Annotated in this window: 13 protein-coding genes; 7 read left to right on the top strand and 6 right to left on the bottom strand. The window is 42.0% G+C overall.

All coding sequences use genetic code 11. The features are described 5' to 3' along the window. Positions 1 to 20 precede the first annotated feature (20 nt). A complete protein-coding gene (locus C505_RS0111185) occupies positions 21 to 1,868 on the top strand; it encodes a pre-peptidase C-terminal domain-containing protein (RefSeq protein WP_018692700.1) in 1,848 nt (615 codons plus the stop codon). A gap of 557 nt (positions 1,869 to 2,425) precedes the next feature. On the opposite strand, the gene C505_RS0111190 is transcribed toward C505_RS0111185, so the two are convergent. Further along, positions 2,426 to 4,774, bottom strand: coding sequence for a penicillin acylase family protein (locus C505_RS0111190; RefSeq protein ID WP_018692701.1), 2,349 nt, complete (start codon positions 4,772 to 4,774; stop codon positions 2,426 to 2,428). Between the two features lie 273 nt (positions 4,775 to 5,047). On the opposite strand from C505_RS0111190, the gene C505_RS0111195 reads away from it, so the two are divergent. Then, on the top strand, positions 5,048 to 8,011 hold the full coding sequence (locus C505_RS0111195; RefSeq protein ID WP_018692702.1) for a bifunctional diguanylate cyclase/phosphodiesterase: 2,964 nt from the start codon (positions 5,048 to 5,050) through the stop codon (positions 8,009 to 8,011). Positions 8,012 to 8,021: 10 nt separating this feature from the next. On the opposite strand, the gene C505_RS0111200 is transcribed toward C505_RS0111195, so the two are convergent. Both C505_RS0111200 and C505_RS0111205 read right to left on the bottom strand, forming a co-directional pair. After that, positions 8,022 to 8,822 carry a response regulator gene (locus tag C505_RS0111200; protein ID WP_018692703.1) on the bottom strand — a complete coding sequence of 267 codons (801 nt, stop codon included), beginning with the start codon at positions 8,820 to 8,822 and terminating at the stop codon, positions 8,022 to 8,024. A gap of 45 nt (positions 8,823 to 8,867) precedes the next feature. After that, complete coding sequence (locus tag C505_RS0111205) at positions 8,868 to 9,206, bottom strand: SUI1 family translation initiation factor (RefSeq protein ID WP_018692704.1); 339 nt, start codon at positions 9,204 to 9,206, stop codon at positions 8,868 to 8,870. 95 nt (positions 9,207 to 9,301) lie between these two features. On the opposite strand from C505_RS0111205, the gene C505_RS23655 reads away from it, so the two are divergent. From C505_RS23655 to C505_RS0111235, 5 genes are all read left to right on the top strand, one after another. Further along, positions 9,302 to 10,450, top strand: a complete 1,149-nt coding sequence (locus tag C505_RS23655) for a methyl-accepting chemotaxis protein (RefSeq protein WP_018692705.1) — start codon at positions 9,302 to 9,304, stop codon at positions 10,448 to 10,450. A 15-nt stretch (positions 10,451 to 10,465) separates the two neighbouring features. Next, positions 10,466 to 10,771 carry an STAS domain-containing protein gene (locus C505_RS0111215; RefSeq protein WP_018692706.1) on the top strand — a complete coding sequence of 102 codons (306 nt, stop codon included), beginning with the start codon at positions 10,466 to 10,468 and terminating at the stop codon, positions 10,769 to 10,771. An 18-nt stretch (positions 10,772 to 10,789) separates the two neighbouring features. Continuing rightward, positions 10,790 to 12,466 (top strand): fused response regulator/phosphatase, encoded by a 1,677-nt coding sequence (locus tag C505_RS0111220; RefSeq protein WP_018692707.1) that lies wholly within the window; start codon positions 10,790 to 10,792, stop codon positions 12,464 to 12,466. Positions 12,467 to 12,593: 127 nt separating this feature from the next. Next, on the top strand, positions 12,594 to 12,902 hold the full coding sequence (locus C505_RS0111225) for a hypothetical protein (RefSeq protein ID WP_026317900.1): 309 nt from the start codon (positions 12,594 to 12,596) through the stop codon (positions 12,900 to 12,902). 332 nt (positions 12,903 to 13,234) lie between these two features. Continuing rightward, the gene (locus tag C505_RS0111235; RefSeq protein WP_018692709.1) at positions 13,235 to 15,448 is read left to right on the top strand and encodes a TonB-dependent siderophore receptor; all 2,214 of its coding nucleotides are present in this window, start codon (positions 13,235 to 13,237) and stop codon (positions 15,446 to 15,448) included. Positions 15,449 to 15,510: 62 nt separating this feature from the next. On the opposite strand, the gene C505_RS0111240 is transcribed toward C505_RS0111235, so the two are convergent. The 3 genes from C505_RS0111240 to C505_RS0111250 all read right to left on the bottom strand — a co-directional run bounded on the left by C505_RS0111240 (position 15,511) and on the right by C505_RS0111250 (position 17,897). Then, entirely contained in the window at positions 15,511 to 16,113 is a 603-nt protein-coding gene (locus tag C505_RS0111240; RefSeq protein WP_018692710.1) for a hypothetical protein, read from the bottom strand. 140 nt (positions 16,114 to 16,253) lie between these two features. Further along, positions 16,254 to 16,643, bottom strand: a complete 390-nt coding sequence (locus tag C505_RS0111245; protein WP_026317901.1) for a SirB2 family protein — start codon at positions 16,641 to 16,643, stop codon at positions 16,254 to 16,256. 48 nt (positions 16,644 to 16,691) lie between these two features. After that, entirely contained in the window at positions 16,692 to 17,897 is a 1,206-nt protein-coding gene (locus C505_RS0111250) for an NnrS family protein (RefSeq protein WP_018692712.1), read from the bottom strand. Between the last annotated feature and the right edge of the window lie 2 nt (positions 17,898 to 17,899).

The raw sequence follows: 17,899 nt of genomic DNA on the forward strand, positions 1-17,899 counted from the left end.
GTCTAAAAAAGGAGAACACTATGCGTTTTTTGAAAAGACGTACTCTGAATCGAGTTTTGATATTCCCTATTATTGGTTGTGCTTTTACAACTTTACAACTCCCTGCAAATGAAATTGAAGTCTCTGAAGTGAATATAATTTATCAATATGAGGAAATGTTTCAGTTTGATATTGCGGCGTATCTTCAACAGCATTCACCCCATCTGTACCCCTATGCTGAAATCATCTCACACTGGTCGGGCTATAGTAGTATCAGCCCAAAAGTGTTGTTGACATTGATGGAAATGCAATCAGGCGTTGTTCAGCAACCGACAGAAATTGACCCAAAAGCTTTTCAACCTTTTGGAATATTATCGAATGTGATGGGCGTTTCAGCACAAACGAAGCAGGTTGCTATAAAGCTCTCGAAAATTTATTACGACAAATTGCATGCAGAATACGCAGTTCATGCATCACAATCTCCTCAAAGTGAAACTCTTGCCGAAGCGGCTTTAAAAGCATTGTTTGTCCGGCTTCCGCAAAATACAGATCACTTCGCACGTTTTAGAGAGACTTATGCATTGTTATTTCCCGTAGCACAATATCCTGTTTTTGAAGAAACCCAAAAGTCGATAGCGGCGTACCATCACCAAAATGTTCCACAAAAAAATATGCTACAACTGCCTTTTCCAATCAAAGAAAGCTGGTGGTTTGGTGGAAGTCATACCAATACAGGGAGTGGTGATTATCCACAATCTTCTTTGGATATGAATAATGGTGGTCGCTGGGGATCGGATACATCGAATAAGTGGGTCGTCTCCTCAGCTAATGGGAAAGCAAAAAGACATTCATCATGCTTTGTTGAAGTGGTGCATGAGAGTGGCTGGTCAACGACTTACTATCACCTTGGGAATGTTCAAATATCAACGAATGATCCGGTGACAATGAATCAGCGATTGGCGAATTACGCAAATTCGAAATCACAGGCGCTATGTAACGGAGGGCATTCAACTGGACCTCATCAGCATTACAGTGTGAAAAAGGATGGCCGATTTTATCATCTCAATGGCGTTTATCTTTCGGGTTATAAAGTGAAGACCGGACGGGATAGCTATGACAGGAATTGCAATTACTTCTGGTTGGAAAAGGATGGAAAAAAATATTGTACCAGTCAAAAGCTTTATAACCCAGGTGTTGCCGATCAACCGGAGCCACCAGTTACCGAGCTGAAAAACCAAGAGCCAGTTGAGGGGCTTGCTTCAACCAAAGGAAAGGAAAAACACTATTTTATTCAGATCCCGGAGGGCGCAAGAGATCTGAAGCTTGAAATTGATGGTGGGAAAGGCGATGCAGATATGCATGTCCTATTTGGTAAACGTGCATCGCTGGGAGAATATGATTGTCGCCCTTATAAAGTGATCCAGCGAGAAACTTGTGTGTTTGCGGATCCCAAGAAAGGGAAATACTACGCGATGTTGCATGCATTTTCAGATTATCAAGATATTACATTGAGTGGTAGCTATTTGACGGGCAAGGATGATAGTACAGCGCTAGAAAACCGAAAAACCATTGAAGACACCCAATCTCAAAAAGGTGCAATGGCATATTTTCATATAGAAATCCCAGAAGAGGCATCCAACCTGAGATTTGAGCAGCGTGGTGGGACTGGAGACTCAGATATGCATGTTCGCTTTGGCCAGCAGCCGACACTGGATCGTTGGGACTGTAGACCATTTCGGACAAAACCAGATGAAACTTGTGTGTTCGACCAACCTAAAGTAGGTGTTTATCACGTGTTGCTCCATGCATTTAAGCCCTATGATGGTGTTGCTTTGACCGCGAGTTTTGAAGTTGATGGACGAACGGTGACCAAGACAGTTCATAAATAGAGTTCATCGGTTACATGCCAGGGAGGGCATGTTTCTGATACTGATTGTGCTTGATATAAAGATGACGAGTGATGGTATCTTGTCTGAACGAATACATCTGATTTCATCTAGAGAAGTTCAAATAAAATGAAGCGCAGCCCTTTCGAGCTGCGCCGTATTTTCGCAATCCATGTGATGCTTCCATGTACTCCATGTGCCTTCACTGCTTCCTGCAAACAAGACGTCCTTTCAGCCTTGCCTTCTCCCCACGTTCCATCGTAATCCTTGTTCCCTTGCTCCTTGCTCAGCTTCTTTCCTGAAGCACATCCAATTTCCTTGTCCTTTCGATATTCAGTATATGCGCCTGAGTCAGAGAATTTGAGCGTTAAAAATAGAAAATTTTTGATAAATGATTTTATGGTTTGAAGAAATATATTTAAATAACAGCAAGTTAAGTTAATTTTGTTGAAAAAGATGCAACCATAGTGCTCTTATCGACTACATATTTGTAGGAAATATCTCACAGAGGAATACGGAAAAAAGACATCCGTATCCTTTCATCTGTCACCTGATGTTATTTATGGTTTTAAAACCAGCGTGTATTTCTTTTTACCTGGTAAAAAAGGCGTTGGAACCTGGTTGAGCCAGTCTTGATGCCCAACGCCATAATAGGGTGAAAGCGGATGGCCACTCTGACTAGAGGGCATTTGCAATATACCAGTATCTTCATTTCCTGGTGAGACGACCATGCGTTGTGAAGCACCAAATCCGTGCTGCGTGATCATCGGCATAAATGAGCGCTCTCCATCCATAGGCACCTCTGGCATATTGAGAAACTGCCCAAAAACAGGAATACCACTGGCAAGTGGGTGTGAAATACGGCTCCGATTATAGTCTCCCCAAGTAGCAGTCTTCCAATTACCGTGATTCGTTTCAATTTCTTCGAGCGCATCATGAATCGCTTGATCAATCAGATTTTCCCAAGAAGAGAATTGCGCAGGAAGCCAAGAAGAGGGTTGCTTTGTGACCAGTTGCCAAAGCGGTTCTTCTAGTGCATGCTTGAGGGGTAATGCAGGCTTAAAGGTAGGTGCGTATGCAATCAGCTGAGCCATGATGTCGGCATAGACATGTTCTTTAATATGACGTTGGATATGGTGAACGAGAAGATAAACATTCGAGTTTCTTCTTGCTTGTAATTGGGCATGATCGAGTAAACGAAGGAGTTCTTTGGATTCAGCGTGGTGTGTTTTTCTTTCTAGGTGTTGAATGAGAAAATTCTGCCAGCGTTTCAAATACACACCATTGTAGTCATATTGAATATGAAGCAGTTCTGCTTCTGTAAATTGGTCTTGTGCAAATAGTCGACTGCGGATTTGTTGTGCACGGGCACCAAGCGCATATCCGCCATTGCCAATGGTCTGATAGTTTTTTCCACCGACGATCCGGTTGTTCGCTGTCCAAATGCGTTGGTGAGGGGGGCTTGAAATCATCGGGTATTCGTGGGGAAGCCGATAGCCAAACCATTGGTAGGTTGTATCATGCCAGGGCTTTGGCGTTTGGCCGAGCGTTGCTGCACGTTTTGGAATAGGTCCCATGATGGTCCATATAATGTCACCAAAAGTATCGGCAATGACCATATTTTGTGCCGGTATTCCTGCGCGATGTGCAAGTTCAATTGCCTGCTTCGTTGTAAAAGACTGACCTAGAAACCAGACTTGGGCATTGATCCCTTCTGGGTCATAAGCAACCCAACGCAGTGCAAGCGATTGATCGTTGTCAATGACAGGTCCCCAATGCGTTCTTGAAACGGTGATCTGTTCTGAGTCTGCGCCTCGGACACGAATAGTCTCCTTATCCTGAATGAGTGGCTCCCAGCCAAAGGGGGTTCGATATTTTTGAGATGCTTTATCTACATCCAGCTGGATCACATCACTATAGTCACCATAACTGTTTGTAAAACCCCAAGCGATATGCCCATTTGAACCAGCAACGACACCGGGCGTACCCGGTAAGGTAACGCCAGAAATACGAAAGTTTGCGTGTGCATGCTGATAATCCAGGCTGGCCTTATACCAAATATTCGGGACACCAATATTCAAGTGCATGTCATTGGCTAACATCGCTGAGTCATGCTGGGTCAGTTCTCCGGAAATTGCCCAGCTGTTACTTCCCGGATACCCCTGATCAGAAAAGAAACGTTCTTGGTGAACAAAGGTTTTTTTGCTCTGGGGGAGTTGAAGTTCAGGAAGTGCAGCCATTTGGAACTTTGTTCCATCCAATGCCGCATCCCATGGAGTCCCTTCTGGGACCAGGAATTGAACAGTTTCTTTGGTCAATACCGCAGAGAGGACCGCCATATTCTGCTCCCACTTTCCAGTATGATCTTGTAGGTCCAGATACATACTGGCGACAACTAACATTGAATCAATGGGGGTCCAACGTTTGGGCGAAACGCCAAGTAGCAAGTATTCGAAGGGCTTGGCACCCAGTGCGATCAATCCTTCATTGACGCCTTTGGTATATTGCCTCAATAAATCCTGGTGTGCTTGAGGAATAAGAGAGAAGTTTGTGGAGAGGCGTTTTCGGAATTGGTGGACTCGAAATTGTCTGTCCATATCGAGTGCGGCAGGACCAACAAGTTCAGAGAGTTCACCTGCTGAAGTACGTCTGAGAATATCCATTTGAAAAAAGCGCTCTTGTGCATGCAAAAAGCCAAGCGTAAAAGCCGCACTTTTCTGGTCTGGTGCGTGAATGGTCGGGTAGCCATTTTTATCACGATGGATTGTGACCTGCCTTTGCAATTGATTGGTTTGATGTTCTCCATCAAGTATTGGGAGACTTGCTCTTAACAAAAAGAAGATGAATGTCAGAAATAGAAAGCTGAGGGAGATTGTGGTGATGAGTGTACGTTTTAGTAAAGTTTTCATAGCTGTTTTCTATGGGAGCTGTCGTGTTAATTTAAGATTGAGCAACTTCGAGATACAGCAAAATTTCCCATTCAGGATACGCATCAGGTGATTCTTGTGCAAGTTGATTTATACAAAATCATCGCAAGAAAACATCTGTACCGATAAAATAGAATATAAAAAAGACACGCTTTTGTCTGATTATTGCCGAATTTTGAATATATATTTTATTTTATGGTATGTATGTGGTACTAAGGGTGATTCGTCAAAGTACCTTTTCTTCATAGGCCATAGATGTTTGCGAACAGAACGATAAATAGTAAGGTAAGCTTTACAGTATTTCTTATCTGTAGTTTATTTGGCACTCTGCTTTCGATCATTGTATTTCATCATGAGAAATCAGACTTTCTTCATGAACAAAAAGCATTATTGTCACAACTCTCCACGCATTTCTCATTGGCATTTGAAAAACAGCTGGTTGATATGGAAGATATCGCACTGGCTGCGAATAGAAAGGTCAAACAGCGGCTATTCCGAAAAGGTGAACCTGCCAATATTTCTGTAGAATTGGATGAATGGCATGACGGCTCAACAAGGCAATCCGAGGAAGAATCAGCGGCATACATTGGAACACATGCACTCACTGATTTTCATAAACGCCAATTTAATGTAACTGCGGAAATTTGGCGTGATTTGGCGCCAATTATGCGCCAGAAGTTTTACGCTTTCTATTATATTTCGACCGAGAACTTCATTCGAATTTCGCCACCAAAATGGTCACTGGATGTGTTGGCAGGGCATGACTTTCAAGCGGACTTGTTCTTTAAGGTGGCACGCCCCGATTTTAACCCAGAGCAAAGAGCGGTGTGGACACCAATCTACTATGATGTGATCCTTCGCCGCTGGATGACCAGTTTTATTATTCCGATTTATGATGAGTCCAATCAGTTTCAAGGCCTGACGGGAAGTGATTATGAGTTATATGCACTGATCCAAGACCTCAAAACAATGAATCAGGCGAATAAGGTCCATAAAATCATGCTCCTTGATCAGCAAGGCAGAATTCTGTACTTCCCTGGATTATCGGAACAACACCCGGGAGAGCTTCCTAAGGTTTCCCCAACGCTCAAAGCATTCGGTGAAAAAATACAGCAAAATGGGTGGAATGAAGAGGATGTCAGTCTGATATATGAGGGGCGAAAATACTTGGTGAGTGCAAGTCCGGTTCATCAACTCAATTGGACGCTCGTTGTTCTTGCTGATGAAGAAACTGTATTTCAATCCATGTCCGCTTCCAAGTGGAAATTGCCACTTATTTTCTTCCTTGTCACACTGGTTGTAGCGCTGTTACTTCATTTATCTATTGATGTTTTGCTCCTTCGGCGGATCCGTAGGTTGTACGCATCCATGAGTGATTTGATGGAAAAACATTGGATTGCGGAACCGACCCGAAAAAACCAGGATGAAGTCGCAGAGCTTTCGTCTGCCTTTGATACCATGGTTGGCGAAATCAATATTCTGATGCAGGGACTGAATGAGCGTCTGATTGAAAAAGACTCAGCAGAAGCTGCAGCCCAAAAATTGTCCAACGCAATTGCTTGTAGTGGGATGGGCATCGTGATCACCGATCATCATATGAACATTGAGCATGTGAACCCCAAGTGGCTTGAGCTGGCAAAAGGTAATGAAGAGAGCTTTATACATCAATCTCTATATACCATCTTGTCTCCGGAAATGCAGACTCTGCGTCATCAGATTATCTCAGCATTGGATATTGATGGGTACTGGCAGGGGGAAGTGCGAATGGCGCTTCACGTTGACCAAGACATTGAAACCTGGCTCAGCTTAAGTATTTCGGAAGTCAGGGATCACCAAAAACATCTCACAAATTACATTGCTTGCGCACTCGATATTACCCTGCATAAAAAGAATGAAAGTCAGGTAGAACGTTTGGCGTTTTATGATCCTTTAACGCAGATCCCAAATCGACAATATTTGATGGGTAAATTACAAAAGTTATCTAGCCTAGTTCAGCAGGGCTATTATTCTTTTGCGATCCTCGCATTGGATATCGATGACTTTTCTCGTTTGAATGATACCTTAGGACATCAATTGGGGGATTTATTGCTTTCTGAGATTGTGTCACGTTGCCAGTCTCTCCTGAAGGATTCAGATATTATTGCCAGAGTGGGTGGCGATGAGTTCGCGATTATCATCGGGGATGTGAAAGATGTTGATGCAGCGAACCTGATTATTGAAAATGTCATGAAAATCATTGAGGAACCCATCTACCTTGGTGGACATGACTTAAGGGTTTCTGTCTCGATAGGGGCTAGTCTTGTACAACGGGAGACCGAGAGTGGGATGGTCTTTCAACAAGCGGAACTTGCCTTGTTATGTGCAAAGCAAAAAGGGGTGGGACAAGTTGTATTTTTTCATCCGCTGTTGAATCAGGAAGCAAGGGAAAGTCTGGCATTGGAACAGCAGCTTCGTCAGGCGATACAAAATCAGGAATTTAAGCTGCATTTTCAACCTCAGCTTGAGTTGTCGACTCAAAAGATACGAGGGGTTGAAGCATTGCTCCGTTGGGAGCAGCCTGAATCAGGAATGATTTCGCCAGCGAAATTTATACCCATAGCTGAACAATCAGGACTCATCAGAGAGATTGGACATTGGGTGATCCAAGAAGCGGTCGCAGCGATTGCACGTTTTCAACAGGAAGGCTTCTATGATTTAAAAGTCGCTGTAAATGTTTCTGCACAACAGCTGATTGACAAAGACTTTATCACATTCTTGGAAAGGTCGATAACAATGGCGCGGATCCGGCCAGCACTGCTGGAGCTTGAGATCACGGAAAGCATGTTGGTACAAGATATTGATACCGCGATCGAACTGTTGAACCAATTAAAACTCATTGGGGTGAGCTTAGCAATCGATGACTTTGGGACTGGCTATTCCAGTTTAAGTTATCTCAGTCGCTTTCCTGTGAATAAGCTCAAGATTGATCGTTCGTTTATTTTGGAAATTGAAAATGAAGAAAATGATCGCGCGATAGTCTGTGCGATCATCGCAATGGCGCAAAAATTGAGTATTCGAACAATTGCTGAAGGGATTGAAAGCGAATTTCAGCAACAATTTTTAGAACATAATCAGTGTGATTGTATACAGGGGTATTTTTTAAGCCACCCACTTCCAGAAGAACAGCTATTGTCTTTTATTACACAACATCAGAAGACGATCACTCGTCAATCAGCTTAATGGCTGTTGCTTAATGATCATCCAATAGTTGATAAAGGATCGCTTTGACCATTTCTGGCTCAAAAGGTTTATCACACATGGCATTGACACCACTTTGCTCAATGTTTGCCAAATGAGTGTCATTCGCTTCTGAGGTGACCATTAATACTGGGATATGAGATTGGTTGCTATCACCTCGAATATGTTCCGTCAGTTCCTTTCCTGTCACCTCAGGCATATTGTAATCTGTGACAACAAGGTCAAACATGTCGCCACTAAGGATATCGATAGCTTCCTGACCATTTTCAGCTTGTGTGATCCGCTGGATCCCAAGGTTGGTTAAAACGCGAGAAATGTGGTTTCTGGCCATTCGACTATCATCGACGACCAGTACACGGAGATCCTGGACATCGAAGAAGCCTAAGTCCATTTCTGCTGGATTGAGTAAATCCAAAGTTGCGTTAATTGCTTTCCCAAATTGAACACGGTCAAATGGCTTTGGTAGAATCGCAACAACACCACACTGTTTGTATTCTTCTAATTGTGACTTGCGGGTTTCACTGGAAATCAACATGAATGGAATGTCAGACCAACCGTCTGTACTACGGATTTTTTTGAGCATTTCCATACTGGAGCCTTCTGTCAGATGCATTGCACTGATCACCAGATCGGGAATGTGGTCATTTAATATTTCAAATGCGGCTTCCATATTGCTTGCTTCTTCGACTAATCCAATCCCTTCATCTCGTAAATGACGCATGATCAATTTGCGTTGAACATCAGATGGTTCAACGAGTAGAATATTCAAATCTTCAGGTGAGAGATGATGCATGTTATACGCTCAAATTTGTCTCTAGGTGAAAGCACATTGAGTTTATCAGCCGCCGCTTTGCTTTACTTTATAGCCCATTTTTTCGAGTGCTTGCGCAATGATGTCCCGTTTATCTCCTTGAATTTCAATCACGTCATCCTTGACTGCGCCGCCAGTCCCACACTTCTTTTTCAGTATAGCAGCTATTTTTTTGAGTCCTGCTGAGTCTTCTGGTATGCCCATCACAGCAATGACGCCTTTTCCTTTGCGGCCTTTTGTTTCTCGACGGACTCGGACATATCCATCGGCAAATCCTTCTGCTTTCTCAGCTTTTTGCTTTTCCGGTTGGATTCGACCTTGATCTGTGGAATAGACAAGGTTTGAGTTTTCATCTTTATATGGCATGAAGTGAATTCCTTCTAACGATTTTCGGGCATTTTAAAAGAAACTTGCTATAAGTGTTAGTTAGCTATAAAAGTTTTTTCTTCAAAAGAGAGTCTATGAATCATCGTGTCGATTATGGCGTAAGTGCGGTTTTCTTCATTTCGTCATGTATCGGGCTTATTTTAACAGCCCTGCAAGGAAGCTGGTGGGTTTTATTGATGCTCCTGATTATGTTGGGAACTTTCGGCTACAGTACTTTTATTCAGAAGCAAAATCCAAATACATTGAATGAAGGTGCAGAGCAGGACTACCAAACCCAACCACAACATGGACTCTTACCAGAAATGCTCACAACAGGCGATCATAAATTAGGCGAGTTATCGAAGCAAACAGAGGGATTGAGGGCATCGTTTACAAGCTCAATTGAGAAGGTTCAATCAAGTTTTTTGGCATTAGAAGCGGCTTCATCACAACAAACAGATAAATTGATGGACTTGATAAATGTGTTAAAGCACCAGGACAGTGATGACACCGGAATTTCTCTGAAAGAATTCACAGAGCAAACCAACAAAGTTATCGAAGGATATGTCGATGCTTTGATTGATGTGAGCGACAAGAGCGTCAAGGCTGTTCATAGTATCGAAGATATGTCAGGCCCTCTAGAGCAAATGTTTTCGCTCCTTGAAAATGTACGCGGGATTGCTGATCAAACGAACTTACTTGCTTTGAATGCCGCGATCGAAGCAGCGCGAGCAGGGGAGCATGGTAGAGGATTCGCAGTGGTTGCAGATGAAGTTCGCAGCTTGTCTCTCAATTCAAATCGACTGAATGAGGAAATTAGAGAGAAAGTCAGTCAAGTTCAAAATCATATGGATGAAGTTCGCAGCATTATTGGGCACATCGCGACGATGGATATGACATCGTCTATTGAAGCGAAGAATACAGTAGATGATATGCTCAATCAGCTAAAAACAGTTGAAGACGCAACGGAGCGTGCTGTCATGGAAGCTTCTCAACTTGGTGAGGAAATCAGTCACCATGTTTCTGATACAGTGACTGCAATGCAATTTGAAGATCATTTACAGTCTGTCATGAATAATATGACAAAGCAGATTTCGTGGATGCAATCTATGCTTAATCTGTCTACAGACTTTTTACGAAATCATGATAAAGAAACAGTTCAATCTTCTTGGCAAGAATTACAAAAGGACAGTCAAGAACAGATGGATACGCAAGAGCATAAAGACGAAGTGGATTTATTCTAACACTTGGAGAAAATAATGAGCCTCAACAAACATCTGAGTCAGGATGGCAAGCAACTGACGATTCAAATTAAAGGTAAGTTTGATTTCAATATGGTTCAAATGTTCAGAGATGCTTATGAAGACGTTGGCGAAAATCGTCCAACGGTAGTCATTGATTTACGTGAAACGGATTATATGGACTCTTCTGCACTTGGAATGTTGCTGAATATGCAAAAAACACTCGACAATAAGGTTGATGGGTTTCGGATCAGCAACTGTCAGCCACAGATTAAGAAAATCCTACAGATTTCAAGGTTTGATAAGAAATTCTCGATCGACTAAACATCATACAGAATCACCATGACTCAAATACTGGTAGTTGATGATCAGGAGATCAATCGTACCTTATTAATGCATTTACTGATGGAACAAGGGTACGAGGTGATCCAGGCCGAAAACGGCGAAGAAGCGTTGGCGATGTACGAATCGCACCAACCCGATTGTGTGATGCTGGATATCATGATGCCAGTGATGGATGGTTATGAGACAGCACCAAAGCTCAAAGAACTTGCTGGGGATGCCTACCTTCCAATCATTTTTATCACAGCATTGGATGATCAGAATAGTCTGGAGTATTGTCTGGACGTTGGTGGTGATGACTTTCTAACAAAGCCATTTGAGCGAGTCATCTTACAAGCAAAAGTTAAAGCTCACCTTCGAAGTAGAGAGCTTTACTCCAAAATCCTCAAACAGAAAAAGCAGCTGGAATACCACCAAAGACTTATCAATCGTGAGCATGAAATCGTTGAGCATATCTATGACAATGCACTGCGACTTGATGCGACCTATAAAGAATGGATCGACGCTTACATCTCCTCAGCAGATACATTTAATGGTGATTTAGCAATTGCTGATATCTCTCCATTTGGCAGCTTATATATTTTTCTCGGAGATTTTACAGGTCATGGACTTGCAGCAGCTGTGGGCGCACTCCCTTTATCGAAAGTGTTTCATGACATGGTCGCGAAAGGACTGACTGTTGCTGATATTTCATTGGAAATTAATGGAATGCTCCGTAATTTGTTGCCAGATAATATGTTTTGTGCGGCTTGCATTTTAGAGATGTCGCATACGGGAAAAACTATCAGTATGTGGTTGGGTGGATTACCTGATGTTTATTTACTCTCCAAATCGGGTAAGAAGCATGCGATTGAATCAGCACATATGGCACTTGGAGTGTTAGAGGATTACGAATTCAACTCAGATGTGATGACACTTCAGGTTGAACCTGGTGATCGACTGGTTGTGCATACAGATGGTTTGACAGAACAGGAAAATGCAGAGGGTGAGTATTACGGAGAAGAACGACTCCATGATTGTTTATTCAATCATGAATATCCGACGACGAACACCATCATCGATAACTTGCATGAGTTTTGTGGTACGAATAATGAACAGCAAGATGATATCACCTGTATTTTTCTCAACTGTAAACCCATCCATAGTGATATTACCACTCTCAAAGAGCAGGATCAGTTCCTGCTTACAATGGAAATGAATATTGCCATTGAAAATGAGGAGTTAAAAGAATTGGATCCGGTGAAGCAGCTTGTCGAGATGATGTCAGCATTACCTTTTGTGGAACGTCACCGCTCGATTATCTTTCTGATCCTATCCGAAATGTACAACAATGCGCTGGAACACGGTGTTCTTGGATTAAGTTCTTCCGTCAAAGATGAAGAAGATGGATTTATTCGATATTACGAGATGCGTACAGAAGCATTAGAGAATATGAAAGACGGGCGTGTGGATATAGATATTCATTTTTACCCGCAAGATAAAATTCTCAAAATTGGCGTGACAGATAGTGGTGCTGGTTTTGACTTTGAGAAGAAGCTAACTGAGAAGAAGTCAGAAGCACTGCATGGCCGAGGTTTAGATTTGATTCATCGTTTAACAAAACATGTTGGTTATGAGTTAGGTGGGCGACGAATGGTGGTTGAATATCATCTCCTCTCAGATGTCGTCAAATATTAGGTACGTAATATACTGGGGTATATCGCAAGACGTACCCTTGTTATCATGTTGATTTTTTGATAGTTTCACTTATCAGTTCAATATCGTGGTACTGATATGGAAGCCCCCTCCTATTCTAATCGAAGAAATGACAACGCTCGAATCGACCCAATTAGAGGCGCTCGCACAACTATTGTTTTCGCTGGTCGATAATGATGCGTCAGTTGGATTTTTAACACCTTTATCGAAGCCAATGGCACGGCAATACTGGGAAGGGGTTTTGGATACTTCTCGGGTGTTATGGGTTGCGACTTGTAATGAAGTCAATTGTGGCAAGATCCAACTCCACTTAGAACCAAAACAAAATGGAATCCACCTAATTTACTATATCAATCTCTCGATTATATTGAAGCAGGAAAAATTCCAAGCTATGCGAGATCAAGTGATGGTCAATTAGAGAGAACAGTCATGTACTACAAACAGTTATAAAATAGGTGTCAATCCATTGTCCCGAGAGGGTATTGCAATTTGAGACTAGTTAACTCTCTTTTTAAGAAAACCATTCAATTTTAATGGATTTATTCCCACCTTTTTCGAAGGTAAAAAGGTCACTCTTTTTCACGATTATACTGGTAAGTTTTGATCTTTTGATGTAACCTTTGCGACAATTTTTGAAAATGAGAATAATTCTCAGTCGTGTTAATAGAGTGATTAACCTTTTAATGATAGTCACGGCTGGTTTTAACGTATTCATTTAAATATTTTATAACTTTTACAAGGACTTCCAACATGGTGTGCAGTCAATTCAAGTTATCACCTATCGCTGCGATCATTTCACTGAGCGCGCTTACCAGTTTTTCAGTTTTGGCAGATGATGCCAAGGTACAAGAAGAATCAATCGAACGAATTTCGGTGTATGGTGCTTCCTATCGAAATACTGCAACCAAGTCCAAACTCTCCCCAATCGAAACACCGCAAAGCATCAAAGTCATTGACCAAAAAGAACTTCAGATGCGCGGCGCGGATTCAATCATAAAAGCGATGCGTTATGTGTCTGGTGTGACGACGGAGCCACGTGGTGGTGTTATTTCTCGTTTGGATGAATATACAATTCGTGGATTCAAAAATTATAACAACTATTGGGATGGTCTTATACTCCCGTGGAATGGTTGGAATATTCAACCACAGATTGACGCTTTTTCTTTGAATAGTATTGAAGTGTTAAAAGGACCTTCTTCAGTATTATATGGTAATGCTGCACCAGGTGGGATGATTAATCTTGCTCCAAAAGAACCACAACAAGAATCTCAGCATACTTTGCAGGTTCGTACTGGTAATCGAAACCTGCGAGAATTTGGTGTTGACTCTACCGGGCAAATTGGTGATTCGGACTTCAGTTATCGGGTAACATCGTTATACCATGAACGTGATAGCCAAGCTGCAACGTCAGAAAATCAACGTTATTTCCTTGCACCATCTCTCACATGGCAGATAAATGACGCGACTCATCTTAAGGTTTATGGGTACTTTCAAAAAGATCCAAAGAGTGGTGCTTATTCTAGTTTACCGTCAGAAGGTACTTTCTTGTTTAATCCGAATGGTGAATTACCTGTCGACACTTACATTGGCGATAAAAACTTTGATACGTTTGACAGGGATATGTCGCTCATTGGGTATAAAGTATCTCACCAGCTGAATGATAGCTGGTCTATTATGCAACATGCACGTTATTTGTATGCAGAAGCAATCACAGAAAACATTTATAACAGAGGATTTGCGAAGAACTCAAAACGCTTGCTCAATCGAGCTGCATATAGAAATGATGAATCTACAAAAAGTTTTGTTATAGATAATCAAATTTCTGCAACATTGGAACAAGGGGTGATTGAGCATAATCTACTCTTTGGATTGGATTATCAAAATAATAAGTTTGATAAACGATGGGACCATGCTCTCCTTGTGAGTGAAAAGCCTCAAATTCCTTTTGAAAGTATTCCAAATCTCGATCTGTTTGCTAGAAATAATGATCAATTGAGTGGCAGGTCTTTTATTCGTATTAATCAAACACTTGAATCTGTAGATTACTCTCAAGTTGGTTACTACTTCCAAGATCAGCTCAAGGTCAATGATTTTGTCGGGATCTTTGGCTTAAGATATGACAAAGTACAGCAAAATATTGAAGGGCGACAGCTTGACTATAATGCTGTTCTAGCTTCAGGGCAGGTCAAGCCAGAATTCTACACACCAAGCCAAGAAAGTACAGATCAAGATAATTTAAGTATTCGTTTTGGTGCTTTATATACATTCGATAACGGCCTCGCTCCATTTGCTAGTTATGCTGAAGGGTTTGAGTCTGTATCTGGATTAAATAGTGAAGGAAATGCGTTTAAACCGCTTACAAGTGCTCAAACGGAATTAGGTTTGAAATTTACCTCAGAAAATAAAGAGCATACGGTGACTGTGGCTTGGTTTGATATTGATAAGAAAAATATCGTCACAACAAATCCAAAAACTCGTACTAGACGCCAAACTGGATTGGTGAATTCACAAGGATTGGAACTTGAATCTGAAATATCGTCATTAGATAACCTGCTTTTGACATTCTCGTATTCTTACATGGATGTAAAAGTAGAAAAGGATGATAACCCGGCTCTGGTTGGAAAGTCCCCGACTTGGGTTGCTGACGAAAATGCAATGGCATGGGTCGATTATCATTTCTCTAATAACTTCCTAGAAGGATTAAATGTTGGAACAGGTGTTCGTTATGTTGGCAACAGCCAAGTGGATGACTTAAATACAAGGGAAGTTCCAAGCTTTACTTTGTATGACTTTGCTGCATCTTATGACTTTGGATCTAAGATCCCTTCTCTCAGTGGAATGTCACTAACGCTGAGCGTGACAAATCTTACTGATGAACGCTATGTTTCATCATGTTATGATTCAGATAGCTGCTGGTTCGGTGCAGAGCGCTCTATCGAAGCAGGCGTTCGTTACGAATTCTAAATTGTTTCTTTTCTCATGGCAGGGATACCTGCCATGACTTCTTTGCTCTTAAGCAAATTCACTTAGTCAATTTCACCTTCTATTCTTAATCGGCGGCATTTCACGGCATAGATGTGCAGATCATCAAATGCGTTTTGGGTAAAAATCATGCCTGTCATAAATTGATCAATAGGGCATCCTCGCCAAGTGCCATCGTAAACACGAACGATTTCTTCGCCGACCAACTGAATATTTTTTACTTTTGGATCATATGACTTGAGCTGACGACAGCGAAATCCAATGACCGAGTCATCATGAAAGCTACCACGTTTTTCATAATTGACCGAAATAACCACTTGTTCTTCATCGCAGTCATAATCATATTCAAATCCACCATGACTGGGATCGAGATTGATTTGAATCGGGTCATTTTGAGAGAAGCTTAAACGATGGTTGATGCTTTGAATCGGCTTATGTTTGAACTTATATGTACTGATATCATTATTTTTATTGCGTAAGTACAACTGGTAAATAAAACCATCATACGCAGTATGGTGCCATCCAGTATGACGGATCGTTGTTGTTTTGGTTTCAAAATCTTCAAAAAGAGGTGACTCATAAGGAACGGCAGAAACCTGAGTTGAAAGTAAGAGTGAGAATGCACTCATCATCATTGTTTTATTCATATCGTTTTTCTCTAGTTGGCGTGTTAGATGGTTCTCATCAGAGCAATATTGCTCTGATGAGAAGTATGTTCAACGATGAATAATATGGTGTCAGGGATATCCCTGATTTTTAGTACAATGATGGAAGTGAATTGGAGATGTTACATCAGCATCAGCCATGACATTGGGTGATGTGTGATAGCTGTACCTACGATGTAAATGAAGCAGCCAATTGCCATCATCGCTGCAATTGCGCGAGTCTGTGGTGTTTTTCCACGCTTAATCGCGAAAATACCAATGCCAATATAAAGTATCAGCGCGGTGATTTTGGCTGCGACCCAAGGTTGTTCTGTCGGCCAGGCTTGCAGCAACATCATTAAGTAAATCGCACAGCCGAGCAAGACTGTATCATTGATATGTGGGAGTATCTTTACCCACTTCCGCTGGAGTTGTGGGGAGTTGACCACAGACCAATAAGCTCGCAGCATAAATAAGATTAAACTTATCCCTGCTGTCATCATATGAATGTGTTTTATTGCTAGATAGCTCATGTTTTTTGCCCTGAGTTTGCCATTTTGGACTCACCCTAACAATTTTCTTCACCCTGGTCGACCATCCAAGCGTGGTTGGCATAGCATTTTTGTATAACAAATGAGAAATAGTCCATACGCGATGACCCATAAGCCGATACTGAGAGAATAGGCATAATGATTCAATGTAGGCCAAAGTGTTGGGAAAATTGCTCGAATGAATGCAGCAGTGGCCATTGCAAAAAAGCCAACCACAATCGGAGTTGGTGGAACAAGAGAGCGCCCTGTGTGGCCCAGAGAAACGCGACTCATCATCGCAAGGATCATCCCGCCCATACCCCCAACGGTGATAGCATGTATCCCAAACGTGGGGCTTGGAAGCATTCCTGCAAAGTATGCTCCCCATAGCCAAAGGCCGACAGTGACAAATCCAAAGCTTGCATGCAATGACCATAAAAGTGGAACACAATAGGTTTGCCAGGGACGCCAACGTAAAAACCTGATACTTTGTGCAGATGCCGCGATAAAAAATAAACCTGCCAGTAGTTTATCTGGAAGCGTTTCGAAACCACCAAACAATGATGTGAGGCAAAGCAGAAGTACACCACCTTGAGACATATACTCTAAAACTGTGATTGGCTCAGGCTTATCTTTCTTTAGTCCACGAGCAGTAAAAAATGGGATCACGCGCCCGCCCATCACAGTCATGACTAAAGTGATGATCATGACTGCACTATGTGCGCCTTGTGTTATCCACTGTGCCTGTGCGCTATATACTCCCCAATGCATCTGTGCATTGGCGATAGTAAGTAAAGTGAGTAGTGGTATAAAGATAAAATTGCGCCATTGTCGAACAGCCACAACGTATCGTGCCAATATCAGCCCAGCAACAGGGAGAAAGCTGAGATCAATGATAGCGATAAATTGCATCGGAAGTTGTTCAGGAAATCCAATGAGTGCGCGACCGAATATCCAAAGGAAAACAAGACTCGCAAGTGGTTTACCCCGTAAGCCTCTAATGCCAGTCCAAGTTTGAACAGCAGTGAAGAGAAAGCCAACAATAATGGCTGTTGTAAAGCCAAATAGCATTTCATGTTGGTGCCACCAAAAATAGCCACCATATGGGGAAAGAAGTATTTGCCCATGCCAAAAGCTTCCCCAGACAATCATCGCGAGGAGACTGAAAAAAGCGCCTAACAGAAAAAACGGACGAAAGGCAAGGCGAAATAGTGCAGGCATCTGCTCTTCCTGCTTTGTATCTGTGATCTGTATCATGG

It is taken from the genome of Algicola sagamiensis DSM 14643 (assembly GCF_000374485.1).
GTDB lineage: Bacteria > Pseudomonadota > Gammaproteobacteria > Enterobacterales > Alteromonadaceae > Algicola > Algicola sagamiensis.